This is a genomic window from Paenibacillus sp. FSL R7-0128, assembly GCF_038002245.1.
Lineage (GTDB): Bacteria > Bacillota > Bacilli > Paenibacillales > Paenibacillaceae > Paenibacillus_AQ > Paenibacillus_AQ silagei.
Genome location: NZ_JBBOCD010000001.1, coordinates 6,249,276 through 6,267,334, shown reverse-complemented (window position 1 = coordinate 6,267,334; position 18,059 = coordinate 6,249,276). Strand labels below are relative to the sequence as shown.

Annotated in this window: 23 protein-coding genes; 11 read left to right on the top strand and 12 right to left on the bottom strand. The window is 50.8% G+C overall.

Features of this window, described 5'->3' with window-relative positions:
• The first annotated feature begins 110 nt into the window (after window positions 1-110).
• The 3 genes from NST26_RS26495 (at window position 111) to NST26_RS26485 (ending at window position 3,699) form a co-directional block, all read left to right on the top strand.
• Window positions 111-1,070 (top strand): ABC transporter permease, encoded by a 960-nt coding sequence (locus tag NST26_RS26495; protein ID WP_076082240.1) that lies wholly within the window; start codon window positions 111-113, stop codon window positions 1,068-1,070.
• Between the two features lie 14 nt (window positions 1,071-1,084).
• Complete coding sequence (locus NST26_RS26490) at window positions 1,085-1,984, top strand: carbohydrate ABC transporter permease (protein ID WP_340950450.1); 900 nt, start codon at window positions 1,085-1,087, stop codon at window positions 1,982-1,984.
• Window positions 1,985-2,049: 65 nt separating this feature from the next.
• Window positions 2,050-3,699, top strand: coding sequence for an ABC transporter substrate-binding protein (locus NST26_RS26485; RefSeq protein ID WP_340950451.1), 1,650 nt, complete (start codon window positions 2,050-2,052; stop codon window positions 3,697-3,699).
• Window positions 3,700-3,814: 115 nt separating this feature from the next.
• Here the strand turns inward: NST26_RS26485 and NST26_RS26480 are convergent, their stop codons facing one another.
• Entirely contained in the window at window positions 3,815-4,714 is a 900-nt protein-coding gene (locus tag NST26_RS26480) for a LysR family transcriptional regulator (protein ID WP_036701597.1), read from the bottom strand.
• A gap of 417 nt (window positions 4,715-5,131) precedes the next feature.
• Between NST26_RS26480 and NST26_RS26475 the strand changes: the two genes are divergently transcribed.
• From NST26_RS26475 to NST26_RS26445, 7 genes are all read left to right on the top strand, one after another.
• Window positions 5,132-5,797 (top strand): succinate dehydrogenase cytochrome b558 subunit, encoded by a 666-nt coding sequence (locus tag NST26_RS26475; RefSeq protein ID WP_209875953.1) that lies wholly within the window; start codon window positions 5,132-5,134, stop codon window positions 5,795-5,797.
• A gap of 42 nt (window positions 5,798-5,839) precedes the next feature.
• Window positions 5,840-7,582, top strand: coding sequence for a succinate dehydrogenase flavoprotein subunit (gene sdhA, locus NST26_RS26470; RefSeq protein ID WP_036701593.1), 1,743 nt, complete (start codon window positions 5,840-5,842; stop codon window positions 7,580-7,582).
• A 38-nt stretch (window positions 7,583-7,620) separates the two neighbouring features.
• Window positions 7,621-8,385: a succinate dehydrogenase iron-sulfur subunit gene (gene sdhB / locus NST26_RS26465; RefSeq protein WP_036701591.1), complete on the top strand. Its 765-nt coding sequence runs from the start codon at window positions 7,621-7,623 to the stop codon at window positions 8,383-8,385.
• A 275-nt stretch (window positions 8,386-8,660) separates the two neighbouring features.
• Window positions 8,661-9,479 (top strand): DUF3891 family protein, encoded by an 819-nt coding sequence (locus NST26_RS26460; protein ID WP_340950453.1) that lies wholly within the window; start codon window positions 8,661-8,663, stop codon window positions 9,477-9,479.
• An 18-nt stretch (window positions 9,480-9,497) separates the two neighbouring features.
• The gene (locus NST26_RS26455) at window positions 9,498-10,184 is read left to right on the top strand and encodes an ion channel (protein ID WP_340950454.1); all 687 of its coding nucleotides are present in this window, start codon (window positions 9,498-9,500) and stop codon (window positions 10,182-10,184) included.
• A 37-nt stretch (window positions 10,185-10,221) separates the two neighbouring features.
• Complete coding sequence (locus tag NST26_RS26450; RefSeq protein ID WP_076082256.1) at window positions 10,222-11,154, top strand: metallophosphoesterase; 933 nt, start codon at window positions 10,222-10,224, stop codon at window positions 11,152-11,154.
• 52 nt (window positions 11,155-11,206) lie between these two features.
• Window positions 11,207-11,752: a GNAT family N-acetyltransferase gene (locus tag NST26_RS26445; RefSeq protein ID WP_340980232.1), complete on the top strand. Its 546-nt coding sequence runs from the start codon at window positions 11,207-11,209 to the stop codon at window positions 11,750-11,752.
• On the opposite strand, the gene NST26_RS26440 is transcribed toward NST26_RS26445, so the two are convergent.
• The 6 genes from NST26_RS26440 to NST26_RS26415 form a co-directional block, all read right to left on the bottom strand.
• A complete protein-coding gene (locus NST26_RS26440; RefSeq protein WP_340980231.1) occupies window positions 11,735-11,941 on the bottom strand; it encodes a hypothetical protein in 207 nt (68 codons plus the stop codon). The genes NST26_RS26445 and NST26_RS26440 overlap by 18 nt on opposite strands.
• Before the next feature lie 126 nt (window positions 11,942-12,067).
• Complete coding sequence (locus NST26_RS26435) at window positions 12,068-12,394, bottom strand: hypothetical protein (protein ID WP_340980229.1); 327 nt, start codon at window positions 12,392-12,394, stop codon at window positions 12,068-12,070.
• 26 nt (window positions 12,395-12,420) lie between these two features.
• Window positions 12,421-12,606 carry a hypothetical protein gene (locus NST26_RS26430; protein WP_340980228.1) on the bottom strand — a complete coding sequence of 62 codons (186 nt, stop codon included), beginning with the start codon at window positions 12,604-12,606 and terminating at the stop codon, window positions 12,421-12,423.
• A 15-nt stretch (window positions 12,607-12,621) separates the two neighbouring features.
• Complete coding sequence (locus NST26_RS26425; RefSeq protein WP_340980227.1) at window positions 12,622-13,218, bottom strand: site-specific integrase; 597 nt, start codon at window positions 13,216-13,218, stop codon at window positions 12,622-12,624.
• 751 nt (window positions 13,219-13,969) lie between these two features.
• Window positions 13,970-14,338, bottom strand: a complete 369-nt coding sequence (locus tag NST26_RS26420) for a hypothetical protein (protein WP_340980225.1) — start codon at window positions 14,336-14,338, stop codon at window positions 13,970-13,972.
• A gap of 158 nt (window positions 14,339-14,496) precedes the next feature.
• Window positions 14,497-14,808 (bottom strand): hypothetical protein, encoded by a 312-nt coding sequence (locus NST26_RS26415; protein ID WP_340980224.1) that lies wholly within the window; start codon window positions 14,806-14,808, stop codon window positions 14,497-14,499.
• 141 nt (window positions 14,809-14,949) lie between these two features.
• Here NST26_RS26415 and NST26_RS26410 point away from each other — a divergent pair, with 141 nt between their 5' ends.
• Window positions 14,950-15,153 (top strand): hypothetical protein, encoded by a 204-nt coding sequence (locus NST26_RS26410; protein WP_340980223.1) that lies wholly within the window; start codon window positions 14,950-14,952, stop codon window positions 15,151-15,153.
• 17 nt (window positions 15,154-15,170) lie between these two features.
• On the opposite strand, the gene NST26_RS26405 is transcribed toward NST26_RS26410, so the two are convergent.
• From NST26_RS26405 to NST26_RS26385, 5 genes are all read right to left on the bottom strand, one after another.
• Complete coding sequence (locus NST26_RS26405; protein ID WP_340980222.1) at window positions 15,171-15,383, bottom strand: hypothetical protein; 213 nt, start codon at window positions 15,381-15,383, stop codon at window positions 15,171-15,173.
• A 45-nt stretch (window positions 15,384-15,428) separates the two neighbouring features.
• Window positions 15,429-16,043 (bottom strand): zonular occludens toxin domain-containing protein, encoded by a 615-nt coding sequence (locus NST26_RS26400; protein ID WP_340980221.1) that lies wholly within the window; start codon window positions 16,041-16,043, stop codon window positions 15,429-15,431.
• Entirely contained in the window at window positions 16,043-16,465 is a 423-nt protein-coding gene (locus tag NST26_RS26395; protein WP_340980220.1) for a hypothetical protein, read from the bottom strand. Before NST26_RS26395 ends, NST26_RS26400 begins: the two co-directional genes overlap by 1 nt.
• A gap of 11 nt (window positions 16,466-16,476) precedes the next feature.
• Window positions 16,477-16,809 (bottom strand): hypothetical protein, encoded by a 333-nt coding sequence (locus tag NST26_RS26390; RefSeq protein ID WP_340980219.1) that lies wholly within the window; start codon window positions 16,807-16,809, stop codon window positions 16,477-16,479.
• A gap of 720 nt (window positions 16,810-17,529) precedes the next feature.
• Window positions 17,530-17,967 carry a hypothetical protein gene (locus tag NST26_RS26385; RefSeq protein WP_340980218.1) on the bottom strand — a complete coding sequence of 146 codons (438 nt, stop codon included), beginning with the start codon at window positions 17,965-17,967 and terminating at the stop codon, window positions 17,530-17,532.
• Window positions 17,968-18,059: the final 92 nt, after the last annotated feature.

Below are 18,059 nucleotides of genomic sequence, written 5' to 3'. Positions count from 1 at the left end.
TGATCATCAATACTCATGATATTCAAGACCCGGCAAAGGCGGTAGCATAGGAGCCAGGCCGGAGAATAATAGCCGGAAGCCGGCAAGAGAATTCAAGGCAGGAGGTGAATATGTTGAAAGCTGCAAGCGCTTCACAAACGGATCACAGTCCATTATTAAGAAGGAAACAGGGGTTCAGCTATTATTTACAGCGGGATTGGCAGCTCTATCTGCTGGTGATGCTTCCGCTGGCTTTTGTCATCGTATTCAAATATTTGCCCATGACCGGACTTGTAATCGCCTTCAAGGACTATAAGATCGCCAGAGGCTTCTGGGGTAGTGAATGGGCCGGACTGCAGGTCTTCCAGGACCTGTTCGCTAAGCCTGATTTCATCCGGGCCGTCCGCAACACCCTGCTGCTGAACGTGCTCGACCTGTGCTTCAGCTTCACGATGCCGATTGTGCTGGCTCTGCTGCTGAACGAGATCAAGAGTGTACGGTTCAAAAGAATCAATCAGACGGTGCTCTATTTGCCCCACTTCCTGTCCTGGGTCATTATCGGAGCCATCGCCTATCAGCTCCTCAGTGAGGGGGGCGGCGTTGTCAATAACCTCATAGAACTGATGGGAGGCACCCGGATTCCGTTCCTGCAGCAGGATACGAATTGGCTCATTAGCTATCTCGTGATCGGGGTCTGGCAGAGCATGGGCTGGGGCACGATTATCTATCTGGCGGCGATGAGCGGGATCAACCCTGAGATGTATGAAGCGGCTACGGTGGACGGGGCAGGCCGCTGGAGAAAGGTATGGAATATCACCCTTCCATCGATCCGGGCAACGATTGTGACGCTCTTGATTATGGCGCTGGGCAAAGTAATGGACGGCTCCTTCGAGCGTATCTATGCGCTGCAGAATAAGGCCACCACGGAGTTCACCACCACCATACCGGTCCTGGTGTACCGCTGGGGGATTGAGAGCGGTAATTTCAGCCGGGCGACCGCCATCGGATTATTCCAGTCCGTCATCGGGATTATTCTGGTCATTTCCGCGGACCGCGTAGCCAAGAAGCTTGGCGAGGATGGGATTTTGTAGAAAGGAGAGGAACCATGAAAGCCATAGCCGGAGGCACTGCCGCACCCCATAAAGCACGTATCGATATCTGGGAAACGCTGATCCGCCTCGTCATTATTATCATCTCGCTATTCTGCCTGCTGCCATTCATTCATGTCGTATCGAAATCGCTGAGCTCTGACTCCTTCGTCATTGCCAACAAGGTCTTTCTGTGGCCGCAGGGCTTCACCATTGAAGCGTATAACAAAATCTTCGCGGATGCCAGTATCCTCCGTTCCCTGTACATCTCGGTCATCGTGACTGTGCTGTTCACCATTCTGGGCATGATCCTGACCATCTGCGCCGCCTATCCGCTGTCCAGAACCCAGTTCAAGGGCCGCAGGGTGATCACCTTCATCTTCCTGTTCACCATGTATTTCAGCGGAGGCATTATCCCCGACTATATGAACATCAATAATCTGGGGCTGATGGATACCATCTGGTCGCTGGTGCTGCCGCTCTCCTTCAGTGCCTTCAATCTGCTGATTATGAAAACCTCGCTGACCAGCGGCATTCCCGTCAGTCTGGAGGAATCTGCGCGGATCGACGGTGCCGGGCATTTCCGGATTCTGTTCAGCATTGTGCTGCCGTTATCTAAGCCGATTATGGCGACACTCGCTCTCTTCTATGCGGTGGGACGCTGGAATGCTTATCAGGACGCATTGTTCTATATCAAGCATGAGACCTCGCTCCGGCCGCTTCAGCTCAAGCTGTATTATCTGGTCATTCAGGCAAGTGAAAGCTTCCAGCTGGAGGCCAGCCAGGTGCAGCTCAGCAATCCCGAAGTTCTGAAGGCGTCAGTCGTTGTATTCGCTACCTTGCCTATCCTCTGTGTGTATCCGTTCGTCCAGAAATACTTCGTTCAAGGTGTTATGCTCGGAGCCGTCAAGGAGTAATCCTGCGTCCCTGGTATATAGTCATTCTTTGGAATTACGAAAATTCAAAAAATGGGGGAATTGCGATGAGTAAAAGAAGCGTGTATTCGTTAATGATGGCATCCGTCATGACGGCCGGCCTGCTGGCCGGGTGCTCCGGTGGAAATAACACCAAGGATACAGCCGAATCCAGCAATAAGCCGGCCGAGACAGCCGCTGCTACGAACCAGGCCGAAGGGGCCTATCCTGATTATTCCAAGGGCTTCGAGAAAAAAGTCTCGCTCGACATTCCGGTCTATGAGCGTGCCTATGAAGGTTGGAACGTGTCCGATAACTACTATACCCGCTGGGTGCAGGCGGAGTTCGGCGACAAATATAATATAGAGGTTAACTATGTGCCAATTACCCGCTCCAAGGAAGTAACGGATTTCGAACAGCTGCTGGCTTCGCACAAGGCTCCGGATATTATTTTCCACTATGATATGCCGCAAGCGCTTACTTATTATGGTGAGGATGTGATGCAGCCGCTCGACTATGCAGAGATCCAGAATTATGCGCCGACCTACTGGAAGAACTTGGGTGAGACAATTGAACAGTATGGTACCGTGGACGATCAGAAGACCTTCTTCTTCGCTGCCCGCCCTGAAGCCGACAACTTCGTCAACATTATCCGCAAGGACTGGGTGGAAAAGGTAGGCATGAAGGTTGAGGATCTGACCTCGCTGGAGAAGTATAACGAGATGCTGGCCAAATGGAAGGAAGCCGGACTCGGGGTAAGCGGCGGCAATCTGCAGCAGAATTTCTTCAACTTCAACTATCCGTTCCGTAAATGGCCGGTGGATGCGAAATATCGTGCGCTGTATTCCGATCTCAGTGTGGCCGATCTGACTACGGAGGAGACTGAGGCTTACCTGCGGAACCTCAATTATCAGTATAACAATGGCCTGATTGATAAGGAATTCTATCTGCGCAACGATGAACCGAAGATTAAGGCTGAATTCGTGGCAGGTAAAACCGGCAACTTCGGCTTCTATCTGGCGAACAACACTGATGTCTTTGCGGCTACGCTGCAGAATAACCCGGATGCCGAATTTGCGGTGGTGCCTCCGTATGCGGGAGTTCCGGAAGGCAACAAGCCTCAGGGACGCGCTTACTGGCCGTTCGGCTTCATTATGGGAATTAACTATGAATCCACGCCGGAAGAACGCGCAGCCGTGTGGATGTATCTGGAATGGCTCAGCCAGCCGGAGAACCTGTTCAAGTTCCAGAACGGGATCGAAGGGGAGAACTATACGCTTGACGCAGACGGCATTGCGCTGAAGAACCCGGATTATAAGGGCGAAGCGGTGCTGGCACAGAACAATAACAAGGACTATTGGGGTCTGGTGACAGAAATTGCCCAGTACCCGGATGAAGCCAAGACCCGCAAGGCCAACCTGCGCAACTGGGCACCGGCCGGTTATGAGCCGCTGGCGGATGATCTGGTGAAGTATTATGACGAGGTTGCCGAATTCCGTACACCGGATGCCCTGTTCAATGTGGTGCTGGAGAAGGTGAACGAATACAAGGCGGATCTGAATACGCTGTTCCAGGAGCTGTACGTGAAGGTGGTGCTCGCTCCGGAGGCTGAATTCGATGCTACTTATGAAGCGGCCAAGAAGACGTACCTGGAGGCAGGCTACCAGGAGATTCTCGATGAGAAGCAGGCGGCAATTGATGCAGGCAAGTTCCGTTAATCTTGTGTAAGTCTGGCTTAGTATAGCAAAAAAAATTACCCGGCAGTATCCTCACCCGGCAGGCCGATCCGTAGCATTACGGAGGCTTGCCGGGTGATTGCTGTGTTCCCCGCCGCTACTCGCGGCTGTTCAGGAAGACATCCTCCGTCACCTGCACCAGGCAGCGCGCTGCCGTGCTGAGTCCGCCGCTGCTCTGGTAGATGAGGCAAGTGGTCCGCTGCGTCTGCTCCAGCTCCTTGATGTGCAGGGAGACCAGCCCCCCGCCGTTCAGCAGCTCCGGACGCAGATACGAATTCGGCAGCAGGGCCGCAGCTTTGATGGTGGGCAGCAGACGGACGATGGCCTCGAAGGAGTCGATCTCCATCCGTACATCGGGATCAACCCCGCAGCGCTGGAACAGATCATCTGTCGTCCGGCGGTACCAGGTTCCCTTGGAGAAAAGGATCATCGGCAGCCGGGAGAGATGCTCCATGGTGAGCCGCGGCGTCAGGGTCAGCGGATGCTGCTCGGAGACGACCAGCCGGAGCTGGTCCTCGAACAGCGGGATGCAGCGCAGCCCCGGCTCCTGGACCTGGGAGGCGATGATGGCCACATCGCATTTGCCTTCGCTGACAGCGGTAACCATCTCATGGGTTTTCCCGGTGATGAGCTTCAGCTCGGCTGCCGGATATTTCTCTGTGTATGCTTTTACCAGGGGAGGCAGGGTTGTCTGCAGCGTGGTCAGGCTGGCGCCTAAGGTCACGAGCTGCGGCTCGCCTTCCTTGAACTTCGATAACGCTTCCAGGAACTTGGAACGCTGCTGCCGCTGCTCCAGCGCATAGGTGTAGGTAAGGCGGCCTACCTCTGTAAGCTCCAGGCGCTTGCCGAAGCGGTTGAACAGGGCGACGCCGAGCCGCTCCTCCAGCTTGGAGATTTTGCGGGAGAGGGCCGGCTGGGACAGGTTGAGCTGGCGCGAGGCCCGATTCAGGCTGGAATGCTCCACCACCGCAGCAAAAGCATCTAAATCATCATACATTTCATAGTGCTCCTCTCTCTCCCAAATTCCCATTCAACTGTGATAAAAAGTATAGCAGATGAGCAGAGTTGCCCCTGATGCGCAGGAAGACAAGTCTGGATTGTATGTTATTAATGAAGATAAATGAGAATTATTATCATATTAAAAATATTCTTATGCAATTATAGTATAACGATTAATAATTAGATTGCAATTCCCTTATAAGCGAAAAAAGAGTAACATGAAAAGTGACACAGGATATTCACATATTGTGAATTATTCAGCAAAGTCCGGGAAAACAATGGATAGTGGTGCAAACAGACTATTAGCCGGTAAATCAAGCCTGCCGCTGCCCTGTTTCAACTGTACTCCCGGCGGTGTATGCTCTTTAAAAAGACTTGTGAAAACGCTGTTTTATATGGAAAGGGGACACTTTGCATGAGAGGATTTTATTCCAGAAAGATTCATTCCTTGCTCGGCGTTATCCCGCTCGGGGCATTCTTCCTTGAGCACATGCTGACGAACTTCGCAGCAGTAGAGGGTGGCGCTTCTGGCTTTACAGACAGTGTGCTGTGGCTGAACAGCCTGCCGCTTGTCTTCTTCCTGGAATTGTTCGGCATCTGGCTGCCGCTGCTGTACCATGGAGTCTACGGCCTGTACATCGCGTACCAGTCGAAGCCGAACCTGAACCGCTACAATCTTGAGCGCAACTGGCGTTATACGCTGCAGCGGATTACCGGAGTCGTCACCTTCATCTTCATTGTCTGGCATCTGTGGGACACCCGCGTCCAGGTAGCGCTCGGCAAGGTGGAGCATGATCAGCTTGGCGGAGTGATGCATAACATTGTGACCCAGCCGCTGCTGATGACTCTCTATATTGTCGGAATCGTGGCTGCCTGCTTCCACTTCTCCAACGGTCTATGGTCGTTCCTGATCAGCTGGGGAATCACGGTGGGGCCGCGTTCGCAGAGAGTATCGTCCGTACTTTGCCTAGGTATTTTCGTTATCGTTACTTTCATGTTCGTCCTGTCGCTGGTTACCTTCCGTAACGATGAATTCCAAACGGCAGCCGTGGCGATGCAGTCGCTGCGCAGCTTTATTTAGTAATAGAAGAGAGAACTATTAACTTGTAGGAGGGGAACAATCATGGCATCAGCCGATATCATCATCGTGGGCGGCGGTCTGGCCGGCCTGATGGCTACCATTAAGGCCGCTGAATCCGGCGCGCATGTACATCTATTCTCACTGGTCCCTGTCAAAAGATCACATTCCGTCTGCGCTCAAGGCGGCATCAATGGCGCCGTGAATACCAAGGGCGAGGGCGACTCGCCCTGGGAGCATTTCGACGATACCGTCTACGGCGGCGACTTCCTGGCCAACCAGCCTCCGGTGAAGGCCATGTGCGAAGCGGCACCGGGCATTATTCACCTGATGGACCGGATGGGCGTAATGTTCAACCGTACCCCAGAGGGGCTGCTCGACTTCCGCCGGTTCGGCGGAACGAAGCGCCACCGCACAGCCTTTGCCGGGGCGACTACCGGCCAGCAGCTATTGTATGCGCTGGATGAGCAGGTGCGCCGCTGGGAAGCGGAAGGCTTGGTGACCAAGAGCGAGAACTGGGAATTCCTCTCGGTGATTCTGGATGATGAGCGGGTCTGCCGCGGCATCAGCGCCCAGAATCTGAAGACGATGGAGATTCAGACCTTCCCGGCGGACGCGGTCATTCTGGCCAGCGGCGGTCCGGGAATTATTTTCGGCAAAACCACGAATTCGGTCATCAACACAGGAACCGCCGCAAGCGCCGTGTATCAACAGGGTGTGCATTATGCGAACGGGGAATTTATTCAGATTCACCCGACGGCGATTCCCGGCGATGACAAGCTGCGGCTCATGTCGGAATCGGCGCGCGGTGAAGGCGGACGGATCTGGACCTATAAGGACGGTAAACCGTGGTACTTCCTTGAAGAGAAATATCCTTCGTACGGTAACCTGGTGCCGCGCGATATTGCTACCCGTGAGATTTTCAATGTGTGTGTGGATCAGGGGCTGGGCATTAACGGCGAGAACATGGTCTACCTGGATCTGTCGCATAAGGACCCGAAGGAGCTTGACGTCAAGCTGGGCGGCATTATTGAGATCTACGAGAAGTTCATGGGGGATGATCCCCGCAAGATTCCGATGAAAATCTTCCCGGCTGTGCATTATTCGATGGGCGGCATGTGGGTCGACTATAATCAAATGACGAATATTCCCGGCTTGTTCGCGGCAGGGGAATGTGAATATCAATACCACGGGGCCAACCGTCTGGGCGCGAATTCCCTGGTCTCTGCCATTTATGGCGGGATGGTCTCTGGTCCGAAGGCTGTGGAATACATCAAGGGCCTTAAGAAATCAGTGCAGGATATCTCCTCGACGGTGTTCGATAGCTTCCACAAGACGCAGACCGATAAATATGAGTCTCTCCTGGGGATGACTGGTACAGAGAATGCTTACGTGATCCATAAGGAGCTTGGCGAATGGATGACGGCGAACATGACCGTGGTGCGTGAGAACAAGAAGCTGGAAGCGACCATCGGCAAAATCAAAGAACTGAAGGAACGCTACAAGAATATCAATATGAGCGACACTTCGCGCTGGAGCAACCAGGGCGTGGCCTTCACCCGCCAGCTGTGGAACATGCTGGAGCTATCGGAGGCGATGACGCTTGGAGCCCTCCTGCGCAATGAGAGCCGGGGCGCACATTACAAGCCGGAATTCCCGACGCGCAATGATGAGGAATTCCTCAAGACCACCAAAGCCGCTTGGACAGCAGACGGTCCGCAGATCTCCTACGAGGAAGTCGATGTATCGCTGATTCCTCCGCGCGTACGGGATTACTCGAAGGACTGACAGGTTAGACTAACCAAACTTTCTAGGAGGTAACTGACATGGCGGAAACAGCAGCAGCTCCCAAAAATGTGAAATTTATTATTACCCGCCAGGATGAACCGGAGACCAGCCCCTATACGGAGGAGTTCGAGCTTGCCTACCGTCCGGGGATGAACGTGATCAGCGCGCTGATGGAGATTCAGCGTAATCCGGTGAACGCGAAAGGCGATAATACAGTTCCTGTATGCTGGGAATCCAACTGTCTGGAGGAGGTCTGCGGCGCCTGCTCCATGGTCATCAACGGCAAACCCCGTCAGGCCTGCGCAGCGCTCATCGACAATCTGGAGCAGCCGGTGCGCATTGAGCCGATGAAGACCTTCCCGGTCGTCCGCGACCTGGTGATTGACCGCAGCCGGATGTTCAATGCCCTGAAGCGGGTCAAGGCCTGGATTCCGATTGACGGCACGTATGATCTCGGTCCGGGACCGCGCATGCCGGAGAAGAAGCGCCAGTGGGCCTATGAGCTGTCCAAATGCATGACCTGCGGCGTCTGCCTGGAGGCCTGCCCGAATGTCAACGAGAAGACCGATTTCATCGGGCCGGCAGCCATCTCGCAGGTGCGGCTGTTCAACGCTCACCCGACAGGTGAGATGAACGCTGAAGAGCGCCTGGATGCGCTCATGGAAGACGGCGGGATCGACGGCTGCGGCAACTCGCAGAACTGTGTGCGGGCCTGCCCGAAGGGCATTCCGCTCACGACCTCCATTGCCGAGATCAACAAGCAGACGACGAAGCATATGTTCAAGCGCTGGCTGGGTGTCTGAGGCAATGTAGCCCATTTCTCTATAATCAGAATTGTAGCAGGCCATTCAGGTGTCAATCCTGGGTGGCCTGTTTGGCTGCGTCTGGCATAGTAACAGGTCAAGGATGTTTCTGGCCGGCTGGAAAAAGGGTACATGTGTAGACAGCCTGTAATGAGAAGCCTGTAGCTGCATAGAATAGCCATACGTCCACAGGTTCCGATAAATATAGGTGAATATGTTATAATCTACATAGCTGAAGATAACCGTCTGACAGCGGATAACGGGGAGGAATGACTGTGATTTGCCGTGAACAGGATGGAACGCTTGTAATGACGAAGCAGCATGAGCACGGTCTGCTGGCTGGAGAATTTGCTAAGTGGTTCAAGGAAGAGCATACGCCCGCGGAAGGCCGCCGGGCTGAGGTACTGTGGGCAGTAAGTAACCATGACCGGGGCTGGATTGATCTGGATGAGACACCGTTCTGGAATGATGCGGAGGGGCTGCCTTACAGCTTCCTCGATTTCCCGGTTGTGCCGAAGCTGACCTTTTATAGACGGGGAATCGATGAGGTGGAAGCGGAGACGCCATACGGGGCGCTGCTGTGCAGCTCGCATTTTGAACGGCTGATTGAGGTGTCGGGTGAGGAATGCCCGGAGCTGACGCAATATCTGGAGGATGAAGCGGACCGACGTGCCCGTATCCACCGGGCGCTGGAGCAGAGCAAACCGCTTGAAGAAGGCGAGCTGTATTATGACGCCAGACTGCTGCAATTCTGCGATGATCTGTCGCTGTTCCTGGCGCTTAGTAGGCCGGGCAGCGCCGAATCCGAGAAGCACCCCTGGTTCGCAGACGGCTTCTCCGGCAGTGAGGAGTTCAGCTTCACCTCCGGCCGTGCCATTGAGGCGGAGTGGCAGGACAGTGCTACGCTGACCCTGACCCCGTTCCCGTTCACACAGGAGGTTGAAGTGAGCTTCAAGCAGCGGCGGGTCAGCCGCAAGGACATTCAGGCTAAGGGTATTGCCCTTGCCTACCGCGAGGCTCCTGAGGAAGAATGCCGGATCAGAGTCATAAGCGGACCGGATAAGGACCTTCCCGGCGGGAAGCCGGGAGCATAGAACAGGAGCGTAAAAGCCATGGCATGGTGGATCTGGGCTTTTAATATCATTGTCATTGTATTCCTGGTAGTGAGGTTTGCCCGGTTGAAGCTGAACTGGATGGGCAGAGGCGTGTTGCTTGCTCCTATTCTGATCTATGCGCTGATCTCGGTGGAGGATCTGCTGAACCTGATCGATCTGGGGACGATTGTGCCCGGCAACCGGGGACTGCGCGGACTGATTCTGTTTTTTGTCCTGGCCTCAGTCCTGTTTTATATTCTGTTTATTTTCCATGAAATCAGGGATTCCAACAATAAGGAAGTCAGAATGCAGCAGACGCTGGTCCGGATCAGCATCGCTGCGTTCACCTGCATTCTTTTTTTTACAGTCGTATATACATCGATATATAAGCTGTTTGGACAGTCCTCGTTCCAGGGAGAAGGCTTGGGCCAGGATCTGCTTAGCCAGTTGATTACGTTCCTCTATTTCAGCGTGGCTACTTTTACGACCGTCGGTTACGGAGATATAGCTCCCATAGACAATACCTCAAGGCTGGTTGTAGTTATGCAGATCTGCTTCAGCTTCATTACGGTCGCCTATGCGCTGTCCATGCTGGGCTTGTTCCGCAAGATTCTTGGGGTAAATACCACGGAGGAAGAGATTGAGGCGGCCATTGAAGTAGATATTGATGACAAAGTGGATGAAGCCGTAGCGGATCGGCAATAACCCGATTAGAATTCAAGACAGAGAGGAGAATCTCCCTATGAAAAAATCGTTCGGAGGCTCTCCCGAGCGTACAGTTCCTGCTGCTGCCGATGGCGCGGGAACAGGCCCCCCGAAGCCGGAAGGCCGAAGCGGCCGCAAGATGACCCGCCGCCAGTTCCTGGCCCGGGGAGCAGGAGCGGTGGTAGGGGCGGGTCTCCTCGCCGGCGGCTATGCCTGGCAGGGGGAGCCGAACTGGTTAGAGGTGACCCGCCGGGAGCTGCCGCTTGCGGAGCTGCCGTCCGCGTTCGCCGGGACCCGGCTGGTCCATTTCAGCGATGTGCATCTGGGCTTCAACAAGGATGCGAAGGATCTGGCCCGGCTGACGAAGCATATCAAGGAAGAGCAGCCGGATCTGATCTGCTTCACCGGGGATATCGTAGACAGCTATGCCGAGGATCTGACCGACTCAGTCCCCCTGCTGGCAGAGCTACAGGCTCCGCTTGGGAAGTATGCCATCCTCGGGAATCATGATTACAAGAATACGGAGTTGCTGACCCGTCTGCTGACGGAGGCCGGATTCCGCGTCCTGCGGAACGAGTCTTATCTGATCAAGCAAGGCGGAGCGACGATTGCCGTAGCAGGACTGGATGACATGCTGCACGGCAAGCCGGACCCGGAGGCAGCCATCCGGGATATTCCTGACGGCATCTTCACGGTGCTGCTGATGCATGAGCCGGATTACGCCGATGTGGCGGAAGCGTACCCGTTTCACCTTCAGCTCTCGGGGCATAGCCACGGCGGTCAGATTCGCCTGCCGCTGGTCGGCGCGCCGTTCACGCCCTACGGATCTCAGAAATACATAGACGGCTTGTATTATACAGAGAATAAGGCCATGCCAGTGTATGTGAACAGGGGTTTCGGCGAGACATTGATGCCGCTGCGCTTCCTGTGCCGCCCGGAGCTTACCGTGCTGACTCTGCGCCGGGGGTAGCCGGACTGCAAGAGAGGGACGCGATAGGCGGGAGAAGAAGAGGGAGAAGTTCATGAGCACTTATGAGATGATCATGGGGATGTCACTGCAAGGTTCTAAGGTAGAACTGAAGAATATGGCGTCCGGCGACGGAGCGCTGCTGAAGTCGCTGCTCTCCCACCCTGAGGTGCAGCCGCATATTCAGCTGCGCCATGGATCGACTTCCCGGCAGGGTGTGCTGGATAAGCTGGTGAACCGGATGCTGCACGGCTATGATCCCGGCGCGCTGCATGCAGGAATCTATATGTTAGGCCAGCCGGAGCTGATCGGTTCAGTCTCCCTGCAGAACTGGAACCGGCAGGAGGGCCAGGCGGTGCTGGGCTATATGCTGAATCCGTTATGGTGGGGTCGCGGGTATGCAACCGAGGCACTGGGATTGCTGCTGGCCTACGGTTTCAGGGAACTCGGCCTGAGGAAGGTCGAGGGGCGCTGCCGTGGGGATAATTACCGGTCCGCTCAGGTCATGCTGAGGAACGGCCTGACCCTGGAGCGGACCCTGCCGATGGCGGACGGCTCGGGCGACGTAATGAAAGTCTTCAAATTAATACACGAGCCGTAAACGGGCTTGATTAATGCGGGGATTCTTCCGTTTCAACACCTTAATCATGAGGGATAATTGGCTGATTCGATCTTCTACGGGGATACGTTCTTCTGCAAGCAATGTTTCAAAGCAGCAGAGCAGCAGAGGTTCGATATCGGCATTTCCGATAATGGCTTCTAAAAACTCTTCGAAATCAGATTCATCCATATAAACAATCCTTTCTTGTTAACAATATCGGAGCAGCCCCGTGCTGATCTGGATCTCCTGAAGGTGATTCCTGTTAACAAAAACTCGCCCTGGCTTGAACCGGCAGCCGCGATTTTGTTAACAATTTCACCCTTTCTTAGTCAGATCAATACGATCCACATCATTCGGATAAAGCTCGTCCTTACTGACAAACGTCTTCGACCCGTCCGCAGACTTTACCCAATAGCCATCCTTTCGTACATCGAAGTAAATGTCTTCTTCGGGTTCCGGTTTCGACTTCTTAGCTCCAGTGCTCGGATAATCGTCATAACCCGCAGCATACATAAACTGTTTCGTGATCCTATAACCCAATGTCAATAACAACGGAAGAATTGCCAAAGGTATGATTAAAGATAAGGCAGGCTTAACAATACTCATTGCCTGAACTAACACAGGTGTAACACTAGGTTCCATAGGTCACCCCCTTCCTCGTCCGGTTTCTATTTCTCTTCGCTCAAAACGATATTGTCCTTCTCAACATAAGTAGCACGAGCATATTTGCCTTCGGCATCCTTTATCCTAACGGTATACCTATCAACTAATGTGATTTCAAATAACTCCGGCACAATTCTTGTTTCCAGCCATCTTAAGATATAAAACTGCTCTACCGTTTGTGCATTTATCAAATTTTTCACCTCCTCTCACAATTTGAAATCCCTCATATAGTCGTCTATAGTGTCCTGTATGATGCCGATATAACGCATAGTCACCCGGGCCGAGCTATGATTCATGATGGTCTGTAAAGTCGCTATATCCTTTGTGCGCTTATAAAAGTGATAGCCGAACGTCTTACGCATGGTATGTGTCCCGATGGACTCCAGTCCCATTACATCGGCTATAAGCCGCAGTATACGATAAGCCTGTACGGTACTAATAGGGCGACCACCTTTCTGGCTTTCAAAAAGGTAATCATCCGGTCCGAGCCAATCAAAATATTCGAGGTAGGAATTGAGATCAGCACGCAACTCCGAGTTAATCAGGATGCGTCTAAGTTTCCCGGTTTTCTTTTCACGTAGGTTCACATATTCACCTTTAACGTCCTTAACCTTCAGGGGCAGAATATCGCTAATTCTCAGCCCAGTATTGATACCAAATACAAACATCATCCAGTTGCGCCAATCCCAGGCTTTGAGCTGCCGTTTGAATTCTTCCAAAACTTCTAAGTCTCGAATAGGCTGCATCACGCGATTGGACGAGCGATCTACAATTTTCCGTTCTTTGGGCTGCTCCGTTATCATTATGTAAGTCACTCCAAAACTACTAAAAGTGCAAAGACGCTCAGTAGATAGATTCAAAAGCATGATTAGTTGAAAACCTTGATTTGACGGGGTTTAGGGACAGAGTATGTATTTAGAACCCCCGTGTTACTATACGGGGGTTCCAGAGCACCTGTCGGCGCTCCAGAGAATTTTAAGTGCATTACTGCAAACCCCCAACCGTAGGGCTAAAAAGCATTAACTGCTCCGGCTGCGGCTGGACAGGCTTAGGAGCCGGGATAGGGGCGACTCTACGGCGGGAAGGGATATCTGTAAGGCATCGAGGGCAACGCTCTACAGCGTCCGGCAGAGGCCTTCCGTTTGAGCCTAAATGGGTATGTTTCTGCTTCGGGAAATCAATGTGATGCATCTCAATCTTGCAACGTGGACAGATCATCCTGTCATCTCCCTTCTAAAAAAATCGCCACAGAAGCAACAAGAATCAAAACCAGAAAAAGAATCAAAGTAATCAAAACACCGTAAGTCGCAAAAAGGTTTTCGAACCAAGCATTAGTAAACAAAAGAAACCACTCCTTAAAAGGTTTGACCTTCCTCGTCCTGACAGATCGTCAGAGGGAAAAAGGGAATGGCAGGGGTCAGACTGCAACGTCAACACATTTTTGTTAACAAAAAGTGAGGCCTGGTCAAAAGCCGGCACCTAATTCTGTTAACAAGTAGAGCCGTGGCCAAGAGCAGATCGGCGCGCAGCTCCACCAACTTCGTTAACAAAAATCTATTTACGCAGAGAGAGCAGCAAATGTACTGTATCCATGCTTAGAGCTTCGGCTTTTTCAAAATGGCGAATCATCACATCCAACATAGAATTGAGGTCCGGCATACCGTACCTTTCCTTAAAGACGATAAGCAGTTCCTTGCGATCCCGGCCCAAGGTGATATCCTCCAGCCCACGGCGTTTTTTCTCAGCATCGGCGGTTTTTGCGTTTTCGGCTTTTTCACGTTCCGATAATTTATGGTAAGACAGTAATTTTTCGATAGCTTCACTATGCGTTTTGACCATCCGAACAGTATCCCGATAAGATTCAAGCTCCAGCTTCACACCTGAATCAATTCTGATCTGCGTACTGCCTGATACAGACGACATATGTAATCCACTCCTGTTAACAATTTTTGCTGCAGGAACTTCCTGCAGAAGATCCGGATTTGAATTTGTGTTAACAATATAAGCTGAGATCCGCGGGTCCGGGCATCGTTTTTGTTAACAATGCACTCCTGGACGTCGCGGCTGCTGCAGGTGATTTGTTAACCTTTAATAAATTCTTGCAACAATCCAATTTCAACAACGGTCATTTTATCAACGGAATAAAAAGGATAAGAAGTGTAATTGTGATAAGCACAGGAATAAGCATACCGACCACCTTCTTCACCATTAAAACTAGTAAGAAAAAACAGACTTATAAAATTAGTGTTTTGAAGAATTCGACTTTTGAAAATAGAATGACCTACAGGAATCGCTTTTTTAACAGCAGCCACAAATTCAGCCGAAGTCATAGCTTCCAGAGATTCAAAATCAAATTCCAACTGACCATTATCACCAACCTTTATCAAATCCATCGACATAAAACCACCATCTTTCTGTAGATTTAACTAACCTATATGTATATTATAGCACCTTTTCTATAGATAATCTATAGTTTATGTTGTGTTTTCTATAGAAATTTGATAAAATCTATAGCTAATAGGGAGGGATATGTAATGACCTTTAAATCTATGCAGGTGTACACACCTATAAAAAACATTGTTAAGGACCTAAAAGCAGAATTGGAACTAAAAAATGAGAGTGAAGTGATTGCTTACCTCTACAAGTTTTACGCCAACCGCAGTAAGTCCTTAACACTGGCAGAACACAAAGAGATCAAAGAAGAAATTGACAAAATCATAAATCAAGCCAGCCTGTAGCCTGCCGATCCGGTAGGCTATTCTTTTTGCAACTGTTGTTCCAGGACATTCAAAAAGGCAATCATATTCTGATTGTGCTGTATCACATTCACAAAAGCCTGTTTCATCTCCTCAGTTAAAGGTACTTCATTCTGAATATATTTCAGGAGATCACCGCATTGGACCGAAGCATTAACCATGCCCTTCAAGTTCTTCGACACTTTCCGTTTTTCCACCTTAGACATAGACACTGTAAATTTCTCCTCTCTATCAGAAAGCAATGGCCTCCTCGGGGGCTACGCCCCCGCTACTTCCATTGCTGCCCGTACCTCATAAAAATTGTCACTGATATTTTTAAGCATGTGAATAATCTCTAGGTACTCTTCCTTTTTCTCTGGAAACTCCATCGGAAGGACCATCCGTTTATCGTCATAAATCTGTTTCGCAATGGCGAATACCTTTTGCTGATCAACCGCAATCGTCCGTAAATATTTGGAAGATTGCATGTCCCACATTTTATAGTGAAACCGTTGACGATCCTTACGAACACGACAGTAAACGTTAATGATGTTACGCACCCGGATATCAATACTCATAATGTCTGGACTTGCAAACATAATAGTCGCTCTGATCTTGCGCAAATAGTAAATCATATGAGACAGGTATTTATTGACGTTGGTATTGCTGCTGCGGCTATCCAAATCATTGTGAATCTCGTCCAGACAAATAATGCTGGAGGGCTGTGCTGCAACATCCAAAAACTGCTGAAAGGTTGTGAAGACCTTACTGTTAGCAAGCCCGTAATTGCTATACAAGGTGCACCCTGATCGCTGACGGTAATGCTGTGCAATAAGGGACATGCCCAAGGTCTTACCTTCTCCCATAGCCGCATCGAATCCCATAAGATACATTATTTAAGCGTCTCCTTTACAGTCGGCATCGAGTTAGCCGGATTAGCGTTAGCCTTAAGCAAATTTGATAATTTGGCATTGCCACGAATGCGATCCGCGAGAGTCAGCTTGTCCACCATCTTGTACACGCGCTCCATTGGGGTCATGAGCTTCCGACTAGCATTGATGAAGGGGAAGATATCTGTTATTCCGGCATCAGCCAGCAGATAGGCCCCGGCAACCTGATCAGACGAGAGAGGAACCGCATTCTGCTTCATGAAATCAAGCACTTGCATCATTTCGTTATCATCATTGACCTGCAACAATTCGGAAATCATGAACTCCTGAACAGGGACATGTCTCATATCCTCCACATGCTGCATTAAATCCTCGGCTTCCTGTAAATCCTGATGTTCCAGCGTGAACGGTTGTGTGTTTTCCAAGGGATTTCCTCCTATTTGAATAGAATCAGCAGCACGACAATAATCCAAGGGGCCATAGCACTGATATCCATCTTCTTTTTAATCTGGAACTCAAACATCCGTTTAAGAGCAACACTTCGGCGCAGGGTCATTAATTTTTCAGCTTCCACACGAGCCGGGAGGGCTGCTGAGACCATATAGAGTAAATTCCCGTTCCTAATGTCCAAATGCTTAGTGCAGTTCACCAAGGGATACATGCCGCGCGGAGTTGCGATAGACTCATTAGACACTTCCTCGACATTTACGATTTCGCAGGTTTGACCTTCCTCGTGAAAAATAATAGCTTTGTCTTTTTTAACACCCATAGATAACACTCACCTTTGTTAACAATTTGATTGCTTCAGCAGCTCGCCAGGATGAATTCCTGTTAACAAAACATCCCGCAGCCGGTCAAAACCTGGTTCCAATCTGTTAACAAAACACCTTCAGATCAGATCCCGATCGGCGCGCAGCTGCATGGACTCCGTTAACAATTACTTCAACTTGCGGTAAATCAGTAGAGTGGGGATAACCAAGCAAAACAGTAAGCCGAACCCCACCGCGCTGGAGAGTTCAAAGAATGTCTTAAACACGGTCATGCTTATCACCCGACCTCTGCTGATCCTCTTGAAGCATATACAGCATTACTAATGTGGCCGTCACACCAACCAAAACGAAAAATCCGTAATGCACAGAGACATATGTCAGGGGCAACGAGATCACGGCTATATAAGCTACAAGCGTTGCAATCAATAATCTAACAAGTAAATTCTTCTGGATTATCATCAGCTCACCACCACTTCACAAAGTCTTTGAATCTTATAAATAGACCGGACTGCGTACGAATGAGATAAATAATTAAATACGTAAAGGCTAAAACGCAGGTTGTTGTAATGAAGGTTGTCCATTGCGGCCCGAGCCAAGCGAAGTAGCCGAAGTATCTGGAGAGATTCAAGGGCCGCGCAGCCGGGACACTCAGATTACTAAGTTGACCTGAAATTTGATTCAGCCAGTTAATAACGGGGCCAAATAGCGTATCAATGAAGTTACGCATCGACATCACCGTCCCCCAGGAGAGCAAACACCCGAAGCACAAACAGTAGCCATAGCACTGCAAGTAGCACCATCGGAAACACAGTCATGAAGCCAATCGGCTGCAAAAAATCCGCCACAAGCTTAAGTCCGGTAAAACTGGACGATGGATAATGAACAGGGGTTTGATTAAAATCAATGAACAGAAACCCCTTAATCGTCCGAAGGAAGCCGAGTATGATCGCCCCCAGGAATTGAAAGAGTGAAACGAAGATATGCAAGACGGCGACCACAATTTTAAACAGAGAGAACAGGAAGTACCATATGCCATCAAAGAGCCATAGAAGCCACCCGAACGGCACAGAAAGCAATTGAAACAACTTGCCGAATGCATCACCTAACCAGTTAAAAGCCCCGGACAGGAAACTCAGGAGACTATGAACGAATGTCATTCAAGGAATAGCCGTTTAATGCCAAAGATCAAAGAGAACATTAGTAGTATGCAAAACGATAGAAATATTGGATGCTGAAATGCCGTGATTAT

Bases quoted from the DNA above. Each gene is read 5' to 3' on its own strand.
- NST26_RS26495 (WP_076082240.1), top strand. From the start codon at position 111: ATGTTGAAAGCTGCAAGCGCTTCACAAACGGATCACAGTCCATTATTA.
- NST26_RS26490 (WP_340950450.1), top strand. From the start codon at position 1,085: ATGAAAGCCATAGCCGGAGGCACTGCCGCACCCCATAAAGCACGTATC.
- NST26_RS26485 (WP_340950451.1), top strand. From the start codon at position 2,050: ATGAGTAAAAGAAGCGTGTATTCGTTAATGATGGCATCCGTCATGACG.
- NST26_RS26480 (WP_036701597.1), bottom strand. From the start codon at position 4,714: ATGTATGATGATTTAGATGCTTTTGCTGCGGTGGTGGAGCATTCCAGC.
- NST26_RS26475 (WP_209875953.1), top strand. From the start codon at position 5,132: ATGAGAGGATTTTATTCCAGAAAGATTCATTCCTTGCTCGGCGTTATC.
- sdhA (WP_036701593.1), top strand. From the start codon at position 5,840: ATGGCATCAGCCGATATCATCATCGTGGGCGGCGGTCTGGCCGGCCTG.
- sdhB (WP_036701591.1), top strand. From the start codon at position 7,621: ATGGCGGAAACAGCAGCAGCTCCCAAAAATGTGAAATTTATTATTACC.
- NST26_RS26455 (WP_340950454.1), top strand. From the start codon at position 9,498: ATGGCATGGTGGATCTGGGCTTTTAATATCATTGTCATTGTATTCCTG.
- NST26_RS26450 (WP_076082256.1), top strand. From the start codon at position 10,222: ATGAAAAAATCGTTCGGAGGCTCTCCCGAGCGTACAGTTCCTGCTGCT.
- NST26_RS26445 (WP_340980232.1), top strand. From the start codon at position 11,207: ATGAGCACTTATGAGATGATCATGGGGATGTCACTGCAAGGTTCTAAG.
- NST26_RS26440 (WP_340980231.1), bottom strand. From the start codon at position 11,941: ATGGATGAATCTGATTTCGAAGAGTTTTTAGAAGCCATTATCGGAAAT.
- NST26_RS26435 (WP_340980229.1), bottom strand. From the start codon at position 12,394: ATGGAACCTAGTGTTACACCTGTGTTAGTTCAGGCAATGAGTATTGTT.
- NST26_RS26425 (WP_340980227.1), bottom strand. From the start codon at position 13,218: ATGATAACGGAGCAGCCCAAAGAACGGAAAATTGTAGATCGCTCGTCC.
- NST26_RS26420 (WP_340980225.1), bottom strand. From the start codon at position 14,338: ATGTCGTCTGTATCAGGCAGTACGCAGATCAGAATTGATTCAGGTGTG.
- NST26_RS26415 (WP_340980224.1), bottom strand. From the start codon at position 14,808: ATGGATTTGATAAAGGTTGGTGATAATGGTCAGTTGGAATTTGATTTT.
- NST26_RS26410 (WP_340980223.1), top strand. From the start codon at position 14,950: ATGACCTTTAAATCTATGCAGGTGTACACACCTATAAAAAACATTGTT.
- NST26_RS26400 (WP_340980221.1), bottom strand. From the start codon at position 16,043: ATGTATCTTATGGGATTCGATGCGGCTATGGGAGAAGGTAAGACCTTG.
- NST26_RS26390 (WP_340980219.1), bottom strand. From the start codon at position 16,809: ATGGGTGTTAAAAAAGACAAAGCTATTATTTTTCACGAGGAAGGTCAA.
- NST26_RS26385 (WP_340980218.1), bottom strand. From the start codon at position 17,967: ATGACATTCGTTCATAGTCTCCTGAGTTTCCTGTCCGGGGCTTTTAAC.